At 36.6% G+C, this 13,709-nt stretch carries 16 protein-coding genes; 12 read left to right on the top strand and 4 right to left on the bottom strand.

All coding sequences use genetic code 11. The annotated features are described in order from the left end of the window. Nucleotides 1–10 precede the first annotated feature (10 nt). The 8 genes from D5F11_RS12340 (at nucleotide 11) to D5F11_RS12310 (ending at nucleotide 6,153) form a co-directional block, all read left to right on the top strand. The gene (locus tag D5F11_RS12340) at nucleotides 11–283 is read left to right on the top strand and encodes a PLD nuclease N-terminal domain-containing protein (RefSeq protein WP_120116718.1); all 273 of its coding nucleotides are present in this window, start codon (nucleotides 11–13) and stop codon (nucleotides 281–283) included. Continuing rightward, on the top strand, nucleotides 234–1,139 hold the full coding sequence (locus tag D5F11_RS12335; protein WP_120116720.1) for an ABC transporter ATP-binding protein: 906 nt from the start codon (nucleotides 234–236) through the stop codon (nucleotides 1,137–1,139). Before D5F11_RS12340 ends, D5F11_RS12335 begins: the two co-directional genes overlap by 50 nt. Continuing rightward, nucleotides 1,136–1,921, top strand: coding sequence for an ABC transporter permease (locus D5F11_RS12330; protein WP_120116721.1), 786 nt, complete (start codon nucleotides 1,136–1,138; stop codon nucleotides 1,919–1,921). Before D5F11_RS12335 ends, D5F11_RS12330 begins: the two co-directional genes overlap by 4 nt. 66 nt (nucleotides 1,922–1,987) lie before the next feature. Next, the gene (locus D5F11_RS12325; RefSeq protein WP_120116722.1) at nucleotides 1,988–2,359 is read left to right on the top strand and encodes a hypothetical protein; all 372 of its coding nucleotides are present in this window, start codon (nucleotides 1,988–1,990) and stop codon (nucleotides 2,357–2,359) included. A 194-nt stretch (nucleotides 2,360–2,553) separates the two neighbouring features. Continuing rightward, the gene (locus D5F11_RS26405) at nucleotides 2,554–2,691 is read left to right on the top strand and encodes a hypothetical protein (RefSeq protein WP_185830661.1); all 138 of its coding nucleotides are present in this window, start codon (nucleotides 2,554–2,556) and stop codon (nucleotides 2,689–2,691) included. Nucleotides 2,692–2,870: 179 nt separating this feature from the next. Beyond that, a complete protein-coding gene (locus D5F11_RS12320) occupies nucleotides 2,871–4,337 on the top strand; it encodes an alpha/beta hydrolase family protein (protein WP_185830660.1) in 1,467 nt (488 codons plus the stop codon). 19 nt (nucleotides 4,338–4,356) lie between these two features. After that, entirely contained in the window at nucleotides 4,357–4,626 is a 270-nt protein-coding gene (locus D5F11_RS12315) for a hypothetical protein (RefSeq protein ID WP_120116724.1), read from the top strand. Between the two features lie 678 nt (nucleotides 4,627–5,304). Beyond that, nucleotides 5,305–6,153, top strand: a complete 849-nt coding sequence (locus D5F11_RS12310; RefSeq protein WP_120116725.1) for a pyridoxamine kinase — start codon at nucleotides 5,305–5,307, stop codon at nucleotides 6,151–6,153. Nucleotides 6,154–6,232: 79 nt separating this feature from the next. Here D5F11_RS12310 and D5F11_RS26400 read toward each other — a convergent pair whose 3' ends face one another. Both D5F11_RS26400 and D5F11_RS12305 read right to left on the bottom strand, forming a co-directional pair. Beyond that, a complete protein-coding gene (locus D5F11_RS26400) occupies nucleotides 6,233–6,385 on the bottom strand; it encodes a hypothetical protein (RefSeq protein WP_185830659.1) in 153 nt (50 codons plus the stop codon). A 237-nt stretch (nucleotides 6,386–6,622) separates the two neighbouring features. Further along, the gene (locus D5F11_RS12305; RefSeq protein ID WP_120116726.1) at nucleotides 6,623–7,045 is read right to left on the bottom strand and encodes an Rrf2 family transcriptional regulator; all 423 of its coding nucleotides are present in this window, start codon (nucleotides 7,043–7,045) and stop codon (nucleotides 6,623–6,625) included. A 186-nt stretch (nucleotides 7,046–7,231) separates the two neighbouring features. Here D5F11_RS12305 and D5F11_RS12300 point away from each other — a divergent pair, with 186 nt between their 5' ends. From D5F11_RS12300 to D5F11_RS12290, 3 genes are all read left to right on the top strand, one after another. Continuing rightward, a complete protein-coding gene (locus D5F11_RS12300) occupies nucleotides 7,232–7,873 on the top strand; it encodes an NAD(P)-dependent oxidoreductase (RefSeq protein WP_120116727.1) in 642 nt (213 codons plus the stop codon). Nucleotides 7,874–8,342: 469 nt separating this feature from the next. After that, on the top strand, nucleotides 8,343–9,035 hold the full coding sequence (locus D5F11_RS12295; protein WP_185830658.1) for a Crp/Fnr family transcriptional regulator: 693 nt from the start codon (nucleotides 8,343–8,345) through the stop codon (nucleotides 9,033–9,035). 9 nt (nucleotides 9,036–9,044) lie between these two features. After that, on the top strand, nucleotides 9,045–9,698 hold the full coding sequence (locus D5F11_RS12290; protein ID WP_120116729.1) for an HAD family hydrolase: 654 nt from the start codon (nucleotides 9,045–9,047) through the stop codon (nucleotides 9,696–9,698). A gap of 51 nt (nucleotides 9,699–9,749) precedes the next feature. On the opposite strand, the gene D5F11_RS12285 is transcribed toward D5F11_RS12290, so the two are convergent. After that, nucleotides 9,750–10,445, bottom strand: coding sequence for a Crp/Fnr family transcriptional regulator (locus D5F11_RS12285; RefSeq protein ID WP_120116730.1), 696 nt, complete (start codon nucleotides 10,443–10,445; stop codon nucleotides 9,750–9,752). 89 nt (nucleotides 10,446–10,534) lie between these two features. On the opposite strand from D5F11_RS12285, the gene D5F11_RS12280 reads away from it, so the two are divergent. Next, nucleotides 10,535–11,320, top strand: coding sequence for an HAD-IIB family hydrolase (locus D5F11_RS12280; protein ID WP_120116731.1), 786 nt, complete (start codon nucleotides 10,535–10,537; stop codon nucleotides 11,318–11,320). Nucleotides 11,321–12,239: 919 nt separating this feature from the next. On the opposite strand, the gene D5F11_RS12275 is transcribed toward D5F11_RS12280, so the two are convergent. Further along, nucleotides 12,240–13,280, bottom strand: coding sequence for an acyltransferase family protein (locus D5F11_RS12275; protein ID WP_120116732.1), 1,041 nt, complete (start codon nucleotides 13,278–13,280; stop codon nucleotides 12,240–12,242). Between the last annotated feature and the right edge of the window lie 429 nt (nucleotides 13,281–13,709).

The following is a 13,709-nucleotide window of genomic DNA, read 5'->3' as shown; positions in this document are numbered from 1 at the left end:
AGGTTTTGACATGCATTATGGCTATCACATTGGGATTGACGAAATTGGTAATTGGTTACCGTTGATTTTACCCATCGTGATCTTACATCTCATTTTATTTTCTGTGGCATTATGGGATCTATTAAAAAGAAATCAAAGCAGAGAATATAAATGGATGTGGGGAATGATTATTGTTTTGATTAATATGATCGGCCCCATCTTGTACTTTATCTTCGGAAGGAGGCACAGCATAGATGCCCCTACTTCAAGTAAGCCAGCTTCAAAAAAAGTATGGAAATCATGAGGTTGTTCAACAGATTGATTTCCATATTAATCAGGGAGAATGTGTCGCTCTTCTCGGTCCCAATGGGGCAGGTAAAACAACGATTATTAAAATGATCCTAGATATAAACAAACTTACTGGTGGTCAAATCTTGATTAATAGAAATAACCATGGCGAAATGCGCAAATATATTGGATATTTACCGCAGCACCCCACTTTTTATCCGTGGATGACAGGGAAGGAACTGCTTAAATTTATGGGGGGCCTTTCAAATATAGAGAAGGAGGTTTTGGAACAAAGAATCCATGAGCTGCTGGAGCTGGTGGGACTGAATGGGATGGAAAATCAGCCTATTGGCACTTATTCAGGAGGTATGAAGCAAAGATTAGGAATCGCACAAGCACTCATCCATCAACCGAAATTACTGATAATGGATGAGCCGGTCTCTGCATTGGATCCATTAGGGCGCAGGGATATATTGGATTTGCTCAAAGTGATCAAACAGAAATCGACCATTCTTTTTTCTACGCATATTTTACATGATGCTGAAGAGCTTTGCGATAAGATGCTGATCATAAATAAAGGGAAGTTACTTGTGAACGGATCGATTAATCAAATCATTCAACAGACTCAAAAACATATGTTTATCATTCAGGCGCCGCGAATAAGCGAGTGGTCAAACCAGTTAGTTAATGAAGACATTGTTGAATCTATTGAACTGACAGGAAATGCTGCCAAAGTGCGAGTTAAAAATATCGAGCAAGGGAGAGACTGGCTGTTACGTAATATTACAAATTTACATCTTCCTATTCAAAAATTTGAATTGGTACAGGAAAGCTTGGAAGAGATCTTTATAAGGATGGTGAAGTCGTCATGAACCGCTTCACAGTTCTGATGAAGAAAGAATGGCTGGATGCTAAAAGAAGTTACAAAATATTATGGCTGCCTGTCGTTTTTATCTTTTTAGGAATCCTTCAACCTTTATCGTCCTTTTATTTACCCGAAATATTGAAAATAGCCGGTGGATTGCCTGATGGATTGGCTATTACCTTGCCCGAGTTAACGGCTGATGAAGTATTAGCTGGTGTTTTAACCAATCAATTTGACCAAATGGGATTAATCGTTATTGTTATTGCAACAATGGGGGTCATCGTATCGGATAAAACTAACGGGATGCTGGCGTTTATTCTTACCCGAGATACGACACTCACTGAGTATTTGCTAAGTAAGTTATTTGGGCATGCAGCTATGATTGCTGGTTCGGTCTTCATCGGATATTTGACGGCTCTATTTTATACTTTTTATTTATATCAAGCTGTTTCCCTTGTTAGGATTGCAGCAGGACTAGGAGTTTACTATATTTGGTGCTTGTTTATGTTGACTTTCGTAATAGCAATAGGCGCTTTATTGGTTAGAACATCCGCCATTGCACTGCTGTCTGTTTTTGTTTTAATACTAATGAAAACTGTTACCTTGTTGGGCGGAGGATTTCAGATTTTGAATCCGGCGCATTTAACAAATCAAGCTGTGAGCATTATTACGTCTGGTAATACGTTACCTCACTTGTTAACAACAATCATTGTAACCATATTACTTATTGTTTTCTGCTTAATATTTGCAACATTGTGCTTATCGCGAAAGGAATTGCCTTCTATGTGACTTGTTTCATCATGTCTAGGGTTGGAAAAAACAGGGGAAAACCGTGTGAATTGGAGGAGTTAACTGATGAGCTTTCAAGTTGTATCGAATGATAATGAGTTATTACTGAAAATTTCGGGTTGGACAGCGGCGTTGACTATGAGGAAGGAAATCAAAATTCCTTACACTATGATTGAAGAGATTCGGGTGGGTTCATATAAATTTCCATGGAAAACTGCCGTTAAGCGAACAGGCATTACGACATCTGGCCATAAAGCTGGAATATTTATGATTGAAGGCAAGAAATACTTTTTAGCCTATCATAGCGCAAATGAAATCGTTATGCTTCGTTTGAAAGAACATGAATTTGATTATGTTGTATTTGAAAGTGGAAATAATGAACAACTCGTAAATGATATTTTAAAGCGCTGCCCTTCAATCAATATTGAGAAAACATAAAAGGGATTGGAAGAATGATTGACAAATTTACTGCCTTTCTCATTTTTTACGCAGCTTCGGGATCTGGCTGGTTGTAGATCATTTTGGCATGGATGATCTCTTCCGGCTTTCCCCGGAGCAAGGATTTCGGTCGCGGGTTTTCACTTTATTCAGCAGAAGTCTCCCACTTCTGTAAGTGGTGAGATGAATGCCTATTGGTATTACCCCAGCTGAATAAAGTTAAAGCCTCCGGCGGATGCCACAGATTTTCAGAGGAAATTTATCGAGCGGAGCTCGATAAAATCTGGGCGCAAATACGTCAAGGCGCATTTGATTATTACATATTTTTCTAAATGGACTGTGTCCACCTTGATTCAGGTTTGTCATTTTACAAATGTGATAGGGTATTCGTTCAGGTTAATAAGATAAAAACTTCACTTCTTAACTCTATTTCATAAGCTTTGACATTTAAACTCTTATGGATTATAGTTTAGTTTAATTAACTTAACTATATTAATAGGAGATGAGATTATTGAGATTATTTGAAGGAGTTTTAATCGCTGTTCATATATTTTGGCTTTTTTCTTTTCTGTTCAGGTTCGACTCAAAAGTAAAAATAAGTACTAATTTAGTAGCGCTCATATTTATTATTATTCATTTTGGGGTAGAGGGTCAGCGGTGGCAAATGGGATTAACCTACGTATTATTTATTTTTTTGACTGTATTCACACTGAAACCGTTCATTCAGAGGAATAGTAAAAAAGTTAAATTGGAAAGTGAGAATAAAAAGAAGGTCAAAAAAATTTCGTGCATTTTGTTTACCCTTATCTATTCGATTAGCAGCTTTGGTTTAGTCATTGCGATGCCTGTATTTCAATTTCCAAAGCCTACAGGACCTTTTGAAGTAGGCATGACTTCAATGCATTTAATAGATGAATCCAGAAGTGAAAGTAGTTTATCAAAACAAGAAGCCCGAGAAATCATGATACAAATATGGTATCCGGGAGAGGTGACAGATGATAATCAAGACATTCAATATGAAGCATTTCCTTATGAAGAATGGTCGGGAACGATGGAGTTCATTTTTTCTGTTCCGCGTTCTTTCTTTGAGTATCTAAAATATTCCGAATCTAACAGTATAAAAGATATTGCAGTCTCCGATCGGGGAAACAAATACCCGATTCTAGTATTTTCTCATGGATTTGGCAGTACCAGAATGCAGAGTTATTCCCAAATGGAGGAACTAGCAAGCCATGGATACTTCGTTGTCAGTATTGATCATACGAATGATGCAGGATATACGAAATTTCCTGATGGACGGGAAGTAATGAATCGCGCGGATGCTTATTCTTATTCCTTTAATATTGAAGATGAGAAAGATGTCAAAACGAGATCAAAAGATGTGAGCTTTGTAGTCGATCAATTAACAAAAATAAATAAACAGGACCCTCAAGGGTTGTTCACTGGAAAGATGGACATAGATAGGATTGGAATTTTTGGACACTCCTATGGGGGATCAACAGCTGCTCAAGTATTGTTAGATGATTCCAGATTTTCATCAGGAATCAATATAGACGGGCCTTTGCATGAACCAGTAGCAAGCTCAGAGCTTGAAAAGCCTTTTATGTTCATATTAGATGATGATTATCTCTATATAACGGATGAAGAAATAAAGTATACAAATGTTACACCAGAGGAATTCCATGAATATCATAATAAAATTACAGAACTTGCAGATTTTCACTATGAAGAAGGAATAAAAGATGACACATATAGGCTCACTTTTATAGCTGGAGATCATTATACTTTTACGGATTTCCCCTATCTTTCACCTTTATTGTCAAGGGGTATCGATGTCGATCAATTCCATCAAGTGATGAATCAATACATTTTGGCTTTCTTCAATCAATATGTGAAAGGTGAAAAAACCGATCCTATACTTCTGAAAGAGAAAAAAGCAGATGAGTTTTATTATTTTGAAACAAATATTAAAAATTGATGTTTAGAGAGGATATAAGTTGAATGAAAGAGCCCTTGATCCATTTACCTTCATTCAGCAGAAGTCTCCCACATCTGTAAGAGGTGAGATGAAAGCCTATTGGTATTCCATTCAGTGGGGGTTCAAACCCCGGCTGAATAAAGTTAAAGCCCCGGCGGATGCCACAGATTTTCAAAGGAAATTTATCGAGCGAAGCTCGATAAAATCTAGGCGCAAATACGCCAAGGCGCATTTGATATACTTTCTCTACAGTGTAATAGAAAACATTAATAATGCCGTCGGATTTTAGCCACTTCCAAAGTCCAAACGGTTGATTGTAAAATTCCTTCTGAACTTGTTCCAAAATGCCCTGTTTGTGATTATGAACTGTCCTATTAAAAGGGGAATTCTCATGAGCAAGATTAATTAGAGTTTTCTGGGATAATAGAGATACTACAATAGGTTAACAGCTTATTTTTACTCAATAAAAACCTTCGTTTCTACTAAACGGTCTATCCATCAAATTGAATAATTTCTAATACACTATTAATGAGTCGCTCGATAAACAATAGGAGAGATGTAAATGTGGTTTGAAGAGGAGTTTAAGGACGAGCGGTTAAGACGGCGGGTAAGATGGATTAATGAATGTCGTGAAGTGAGGCACGAGCGTAAATTCGAATGCAGATGCAGGGGCATACATATATATATACACGTAAAAAGCAGGCCCGGTGCTGATGTGGTGCCCCCTAAAAGTTAGAGTTTTATATCAAGCAGTCAATTTTCTAGTGTGAAATAAATTCAGACAGCTGGATTCCAATACCTGACAGATAGATTTTCCGGTTTGTTCACAAACCACCAATCAGATGTTAACCCTTTGTATTGATAAGCGATCTTGAGTCATCATGACTACTTCTATTGTGGATTTCCTTTACTTTTTTTATGATAATATAGATAAAGTTCAATTTGGATACGTCTTTTGGAGGTATTTATGAAAAAAGTCGCTGTAATACAGGATTTGTCATCTTTTGGTAAATGTTCATTAACAGCTGCAATTCCGGTTCTTTCGGTAATGGGAGTGCAGGCTTGTCCTTTGCCGACAGCAATATTATCTGCGCAAACCGATTATCCAAGTTTTTTTTGTGAAGATCTAACTTCTAAAATGCAATATTTTGAAGAGGAATGGAGCAAACTGAATGTAGCTTTTGACGGAATCTATACCGGTTTCGTTACCGGGAGAGAGCAAATCGATAATATTTTTCGTTTTTTAGATAAGTTTTATAAAAAAGAAACGCTTTTACTTGTTGACCCTATAATGGGAGATAGGGGTGAAGCCTATAAGCTTTTTACAGGTGGAATGCTGGTACGAATGAAAGAACTTGTGAAGTGTGCAGACGTAATTACACCAAATGTTACGGAGTGCTGTCTATTAACAGGATTATCCTATGAAAAATTATATAATTATACAAATGAAAGGGATTTTCTGAAAGCGTTAGAAGAAGTTGGTAATATTATGCAGCAAGAAACTGATGCTCAGGTTATTATCACTGGTGTGAATCCACAAACAACAGATACAGATAATCAGTTTATTGGAAACATGTATTTGGACGGAGATCGAACTTTTTATAGGGCTACGCCCTATAATGGTAAAAGTTATTCTGGTACTGGTGACTTATTTGCATCTGTGATGATGGGAAGCATGATGCGTGGAGAGGATCTTAAAAAATCGATTCAACTTGCAGAAGAGTTCCTGTCAGCAGCAATTAGTGATACCTGCTTGGAGCAGACTCCAGAAGTAGCAGGAGTCAACTTCGAAAAATATTTGAGAATGTTATTATAGAATGTTAACAATGATTATAATAGGGGTGTAAGCTATTACTGGTTCGTATATAGTACTTGCGCCCCTGGTTCTTTAGTTTTTATATCAAATGCGCCTTGGCGTATTTGCGCCCAGATTTTATCGAGCTTCGCTCGATAAATTTCCTCTGAAAATCTGTGGCATCCGCCGGGGCTTTAACTTTATTCAGCCGGGGTTTGAACCCCCACTGAATGGAATACCAATATACATTCATCTCTCCACTTACAGAAGTGGGAGGTTCCTGCTGAATGAAGTTAAACCCCGTTTTCGATAAAAAAGGAGGGGCGTTCTGTCTCTCTATATTTTGCTACTGGCCGAGGCCCCTATTTTAAATGTTCATCAAGCAGAAAACTACGTATATCCTTCTCTTTTTTCCTTCAACTGAAGGTAAACTTCCATTGTTCCGTATTGGCGAGAAAATTTTTTCTTTTAACTTGCACCCCGCTGTATTCTATTTATCCGCAATATCCTTCACCACATCATTAAGGGTTACATTTTTAAAAATCTCTTCCATGGCCGATTGAGCTGCAAGAAATATTGGTTCTATTGTTTGTTGGATATTCTTTCCTACCAGACAGTCTGGGTTTGGATTGTCATGTATACTAAATAACCCGTTCTCATGAACGACATTTACAGCCTTATAAACATCAAACAGGGTAATATCCGATAGTTCCTTAGTAAGTTTAGCTCCTGCAATACCAGGGGATACTTCTATTAAGCCTGCTTTTTTAAGCATGCTCATAATCTTCCTTATCACGGCAGGGTTCGTGTTAACACTCGAAGATAAAAATTCAGAGGAGCTCGTTCCTTCTTTATTTAATTCAATTAAAGTTAATATGTGAATGCTCACTGCAAATCTGCTACTGATAGCCAACCTTAGTCACCTTCTTTATAATTATCTCAACTCGATCTTTATCATTCATGTAATTAATTTGATTACAAGCTTATTATAGCGTAAAAAAGAACGTAAATAGAAATAGTGAATGTTGACAGGAAGAAAACATGTAACTATAATAGTTACATGTAATTATATTGGTTACAGGTATTGGAGGGATTTAAAATGAAGATAGGTATTATTGGGGCAAGTGGTAAAGCCGGAAGTCTTATTTTACAAGAAGCTGTTGAAAGAGGGCATGACGTCACAGCAATTGTTAGGAATGCATCTAAAGTTACAAACAAACAAGTGACAGTAGTGGAAAAGAACATCTTTGACATAAAATCACGAGATATAGAGGCTTTTGATGTCGTAGTGAATGCATTTAATGCTGCACCTGGACAAGAGCAACAACATGTTGAAGCAGGGAGAGTTTTAATCGAAGCATTAAAAGGTACTCAAGATACACGATTGGTAGTCGTGGGAGGAGCGGGAAGCCTTTATGTAGATGAAGCAAAAAAAGTTCGAGTGATGGAAACGCCTGATTTTCCTGAAGCATATCTACCAACAGCTTCAAACATGGCTGCAAATTTACAAGAACTTAAAGATACAAGCGGCATAAAATGGACTTATATTAGCCCGGCAGGATTTTTTAATCCAGAAGGTAAACGAACTGGTTCATACACAAAAGCTCGGGAGATACTCACTCTAAATTCAAAAGGTGAAAGCTACATTAGCTATGCCGATTATGCCATTGCCGTTTTAGATGAAGTTGAAAGTGCCGAACATATAAATCAGCGATTCTCTGTTGTTGGTGAAGCTGAATAAGGTCTTGGAATGCCGGAACATAAATTGACAACTAATGGATTTAAACCGGGTGAAATCGAGTTTTTTTAATTTGATTTCACTCGGTTTATTTATTTGGGGCATGGATCTGGCCTAGCTACGACTACCTATAATTCTTTCTCCCTGAAACCGAAAGTCGTTTTACAGCTAGAAAACAATCTACCATAAGGAAGCGGTGCTTTATCTCATCGGAAGATGAGTAAAGTGCCTATTTTTTATTGAAGTAATAACCATTTCCATGTGATGCTTGGGCGATCAAATAGCCATTGGAATGATGATGATCTAAACGAATACTGATCATAAAATTTTAGTGAAATGGAGAAGAAGCTAGTGACTTACCTCTCTTAAGAAGGGATGGGCAAAAATGGATAATCTTCATGTTTGGGACATATGTCCTTTAATGAAAGCTATAATTTATATATGCTGAAAACAGAATAATGAGGTGCACCAGGTGAAGGGAATAGTTGATAGAAACTTGTGGGGAGATTATTTAAAGAAAATCGATCCCCGAGTATCGCTCGATCAAATCCAGGTAAAGTTGATTGAATTTGAGCCGGGAGAGTGTTTATGTGAGCAAGGATATGCATTGGACTATCTGTTTTTTCTTGTAAAGGGAAAGGTGAAGATTTATGTTACCTCTTCGGAAGGTAAGCGATTAATTGTTACATTTAACCGTCCAGTTCAGATTTTTGGAGATATTGAACTCATCCAAAAGGTGAATGTACTAAATACAATTGAAGCTGTTTCAACGGTACACGCATTTGCTATCCCAGTAGAAACAGCTAATAAATTATGTATGGAAGCAGCATTTAATCAATACTTACTTGAGGTAGTTGGACGTAAGTTTTTGACAAAATCAATGACTCTTTCATTTCACCTGTTGAATGAGGCAGATGCGCGTTTTGCTAGTTATTTATTTTCTATTTCACATAATGAAAATGGGCAGTTTTATCAACCATTTATTGCTAAAAAAGACCTGAAAGAAATAGCTGAATTTATTGGAACAACAGTACGGCATCAAAACCGGATTATACAAATTTTTCAACAAGAAGGTATTCTTGAACGAGCTCCCGATGGCATCAAGATTTCCGACCCCAATTTATTAAAAGAAAAAGCAAAAGATAATTTATATGAAATGCAGTAAGGAGAGAAAATGGACACATTTATTTTTGATTTCGATGGTACGTTAGCAGATTCAAAACAATGCAGTTTACTGGCTACAAAATCGGCTTTTCAAGCAATGGGGCTTACGCTGCCTGCTCAAGAAGTGATTGAATATTATATGGGAATTCCGATCGAAACATCGTTTAAAGAGATGGCTAATAGAGAGTTAACTAATGACGAATTTGAGCAATTGCTAGTAGTGTTCCGTCAAGCGTATAAAGAATTTGAAAATGACTCATTAATGCTTTTTCCACAAATAAAAGAAGTATTAAAGATTTTAACTCAAAACGATGTTGATTGTTTTATTGTATCAAGTAAAAAAACAGATGTATTATTCAGGAATTTAACATCACTGGATATTACTGGATTCTTCAAAGACTGGATTGGGTCAGATCAAGTCAAACTATATAAGCCGCACCCTGATGGCGTTTTATCAATAGTGGAACGATGTGATTTGGATGTTTCAACATGTATAGTAATTGGTGATGCGATATTTGATATTCAAATGGGGAAGGCGGCCGGTTGTAAAACCTGTGCTGTTACATGGGGCAGTCATACGAAGGAACAACTGTTGCAAGAGGAGCCTGACTATTGTATCGACGAGGTTTCGATGTTGGTGAACCTATTAGAAAAGAAATTGTGATGTTAAATAAGTATTCAACAGAAGATAAAGATTGTTGAATTTGTTGAATACTTAATAACTAATCCCGTTGGAAATTATTTCCAATGTTTTCGTATCCAATATACAAATCGCATTGTCTCTTCTTTCGATCACTTTCCTTTCAGTCAGAGAGTGAATCACTCGATTAAGGTGACGGTGTGTCGTACCAAGCAAGTTCGCAATTTCTACAATATTGGACGTTTTTAACTCTTTGCCGAATTCATTCTCAGGTTCATGAGACATCGTAGATAAAAGATAACTTGCAAATCTATTCTCAACTGAGGCTAGTAAATTAACACGAGAAGCCGTCGTACAAGTTTGAAGTTTATAGCTAATATGATCTAAAAGCATGTGTAAGAATTCGGAGTTGTCTTTTTCGTGCTTATCAATATAGTCAAATGGCAGTCCAATGAATAAGCAATCATTCACAGCTTCAATTTGAGATTGGACAGGAATGTTTCGAATCCACTCTAAATCTCCCACAATGGATAAGGGTTCGCTAAAGCGGAGCAATAGTGACTTTCCAGTTTCTATACTTGAAGTGACTTTTATTTTTCCTTTTACCAAAAATAATAAAGTTTGTGCCTTAGCTCCTTCATATAAAATAACTTCACCTGATTTGTATTGGTATAAAGTAAATGGGATTTGTTTACTTAAGTCAAAGATATGACCTAATTGAAATTTATTAAGCATTAACTTCATGAGATCTGAATCACTAATAAGCTTCATTTAAAAACCCCCTACCTGGACAATTGTCCTTTTCATTATAAAATAAACTGTTATGATAAGAACAATTAAAATTTGTTGGAGTGGAATAAATGAAATTTGTTTTTGATTTAGATGGGACTATTTGTTTTAGAGGGATACCTGTTTCAGATAAGATTCTTAACAAGTTGGAGCAATTGGTAGAACAGGGGCATGAAGTACTTTTCGCTTCTGCAAGGCCAATCCGAGATTTGCTTCCAGTTTTGCATGAACGTTTTCATCATTATTCAATGATAGGTGGAAATGGAGCGATTGTTGCAAATCAAGGGAAAATCATCTCCACTACAGGTTTTGATGAAACGACACTTTCCAAACTGAAAGCTTTAATCAATATGTATGATGTTACTTATTTAATTGATGGTTCTTGGAACTATGCATATACGGGGACAACTGAGCATTCTATTATTCGTAATCTTGATCCACACAAATTGGCTAAAAATGTTCCGCTGGGCGAGTTGCACCCGATAATAAAAATATTAATGCTGACTTCAAATAATATGGAAAAAGTAAAACAAGAGCTTGATACCCTGGATGTAGTAGTGAACGTTCATGGAAATGAAGGAGTATTAGACATAAGTCCAAAAGGAATAGATAAATGGGCAGGATTACAACAGCTTGGTGTCATTGATGGAGAATACTTAGCGTTCGGTAATGATGCAAATGATATTACAATGTTTCAACATGCGAAACATTCCATTATGATTGGTGAAAACTCTCAACTAAGACCCTTTTCGACAGAACTATTGCCAATGAATAATCATATAGAGAACACCTTAATAGAAAAATTAAGGGATCTCGGAAGTTTTTATCCGCCTTCTGCCATGAATATGGCAACGTGATCGATAATGCAATTGGTTTTAAGTGATCATCCACGACCGAGGTAAGTATTGAACGTAAAAAATATCAACTTTACATAGTTACACCTTCGGTTTTAAGCAGGAACGAGCTCACATGTGTGAAAACTGACTTTCGCACGATAAACCTGGATTTCGCACGATAAATATGATTTTCGCACGATAATCTTGTTTTTCGCACGATAACTGTGAATTTCACACGAAACCCGGAACTCGCACAATAAATATGATTTTCGCACGATAAACCCAGATTTCGCACAATAAATAGAAATGTCGCACGATAATCTTGTTTTTCGCACGATAACTGTGAATTTCACACGAAACCCAGAACTCGCACAATAAATATGATTTTCGCACGATAAACCTGGATTTCGCACAATAAATAGAAATGTCGCACGATAATCTTGTTTTTCGCACGATAACTGTGAATTTCACACGAAACCCGGAACTCGCACAATAAATATGATTTTCGCACGATAAACCCAGATTTCGCACGATAAACCCAGATTTCGCATAATAAATAGAAATGTCGCACGATAATCTTGTTTTTCGCACGATAACTGTGAATTTCACACGAAACCCGGAACTCGCACGATAAATATGATTTTCGCACGATAAACCTGGATTTCGCTCGATAAATAGAAATATCGCACGATAATCTTGTTTTTCGCACAATAAACCAGAAAATCGCACGATTCCCGGATCTCGAACCAAACATAGGGTTCGCGTTTGTAATACGTGCAGGAATCTGATTTAGGATTTGGTTACATCACAGGACCGTTAGTACAAACAAGTGCGTATGCTCTAAATACTTCTTTTAAAGCTGTGTCATCATTAAACTTGGATAAATGAAAATAAACTGCATTAATCCTTTAAGAACTGGATTAATGCAGTCCCCTAAATATTAAGCTGTTTGCTCCACGAGCTCGGATCGGACAGATTCTTTTTTTACTTTTCTTACCTTACCTACAATGAAAGCGCCGAAAGGCAAATATGCAATCAATTTTATCGTTAAAATGGATGCAGTCAGTGAAACGACAAATAATAATAAAACACTGGCAAAGTAGCTGGAAAACAATCCAACAAAATGTGGGGCGAGAAGCCGCTGGAATTGCCAATGCAATAAATAAATGCCAAATGAGTAATTACTGATAAGATTAACTAGCTTACTTGCTGGAATTTTTTGTCCCCAAGCAAATACTGCTAAGCAGAAGGAAATGACCACTGGAAATAAATCCATCCTTCTGGAATGCGTCCCAGTTACAAGACCAGAACTATATGAAAAATATAGAAAAGCAGCGGATAGTACAAATAATACTAAAGTAAGCCAACGGTATTTCAATAATGTTTTTGAAAGTGTCTTGTAATACTTCCCAATTAGATATGCAGCGGTAAAATAGCCAAACCATGCAAGGAACGGGAGTCTTAGAACATGTGAATAGCCATCAAGCTTAATGAGTTCCTCGTTGATCAGGAATAAATAACTGAACATTGATATTAGACTTAATGGTAACATCCACTTCATCGACAATCTAAATTTAGTAACGAAGTAATGGAGTGCGTAAAACTGAAAGATGACAAGAATGAACCACCCGACAAAATTTCCGGTGAGTATATTTTCTGTGATTTTTTCCTTAATCACAACATTGTTATTCAAATAATGAGTCACGAAGGCATCAACTACAGCGAAAAATAAAAACGGAATAAATATAAAGTTTATTCGTTTTCTCCAGAAATTATCCGGCAGCCGATGTGGATAGCGATTTGCTAAAATCACTATAGATAAAACGATAAAGGCTGGCGTCGCCATACATAAAAAGATTCTGCCATAGTAATAGAGATCAATTTCAGGATGGTCCATTATCTTTGACATCTGCGTTGTGCTATGAAGAAAAACTATACTTAAACAGGCTAATGCCCGCAATAAATTCCATTCTTTGATCATATGGCACCTCCTTAATTTTGGACAGTACCATAATATAATTCATCCTTTTATCATCTTCAATATGGGGGTTTTGGCAGCGGTGGAATTATATTGAAATATTTTTTATATAATACTACTACACTAAATTTTTTAAGCTGCTTCAATCAAATTATAATTTTGCCTACATCAGGGATAAGTAGATCGTTCAATAACTCATGAATCCAAAATAGGAATTTACGCTAATTTTGTTATTACTTATAGATACTAGGACTATCTGTTGGAGGAACTCCTCCCGAAGGAAAAGTTTCAAAGTTCAACATTGTAGAAACCTAACAACAATTCAAAATTACCGTAATTTAAAGCTGGTAGCGATAATCGTTTGCCAGCTTCATTTTGTACCGAGCAGTTAAAAGTACTCAGGATTTCTTATTGACCTGAACCATTCATTTT

Origin of the sequence: Siminovitchia terrae, from assembly GCF_003605405.2 — a bacterium.
GTDB classification, from domain to species: domain Bacteria; phylum Bacillota; class Bacilli; order Bacillales; family Bacillaceae_C; genus Siminovitchia; species Siminovitchia terrae.
This window is presented reverse-complemented; position numbering and strand designations above follow the sequence as displayed.

What these genes read in the sequence shown, in the direction of transcription:
- D5F11_RS12310 (WP_120116725.1), top strand. Translation starts at nt 5,305, where the DNA reads ATGAAAAAAGTCGCTGTAATACAGGATTTGTCATCTTTTGGTAAATGT.
- D5F11_RS12325 (WP_120116722.1), top strand. Translation starts at nt 1,988, where the DNA reads ATGAGCTTTCAAGTTGTATCGAATGATAATGAGTTATTACTGAAAATT.
- D5F11_RS12290 (WP_120116729.1), top strand. Translation starts at nt 9,045, where the DNA reads ATGGACACATTTATTTTTGATTTCGATGGTACGTTAGCAGATTCAAAA.
- D5F11_RS12275 (WP_120116732.1), bottom strand. Translation starts at nt 13,280, where the DNA reads ATGATCAAAGAATGGAATTTATTGCGGGCATTAGCCTGTTTAAGTATA.
- D5F11_RS12280 (WP_120116731.1), top strand. Translation starts at nt 10,535, where the DNA reads ATGAAATTTGTTTTTGATTTAGATGGGACTATTTGTTTTAGAGGGATA.
- D5F11_RS12330 (WP_120116721.1), top strand. Translation starts at nt 1,136, where the DNA reads ATGAACCGCTTCACAGTTCTGATGAAGAAAGAATGGCTGGATGCTAAA.
- D5F11_RS26400 (WP_185830659.1), bottom strand. Translation starts at nt 6,385, where the DNA reads ATGAATGTATATTGGTATTCCATTCAGTGGGGGTTCAAACCCCGGCTG.
- D5F11_RS12340 (WP_120116718.1), top strand. Translation starts at nt 11, where the DNA reads ATGCATTATGGCTATCACATTGGGATTGACGAAATTGGTAATTGGTTA.
- D5F11_RS12300 (WP_120116727.1), top strand. Translation starts at nt 7,232, where the DNA reads ATGAAGATAGGTATTATTGGGGCAAGTGGTAAAGCCGGAAGTCTTATT.
- D5F11_RS12335 (WP_120116720.1), top strand. Translation starts at nt 234, where the DNA reads ATGCCCCTACTTCAAGTAAGCCAGCTTCAAAAAAAGTATGGAAATCAT.
- D5F11_RS12285 (WP_120116730.1), bottom strand. Translation starts at nt 10,445, where the DNA reads ATGAAGCTTATTAGTGATTCAGATCTCATGAAGTTAATGCTTAATAAA.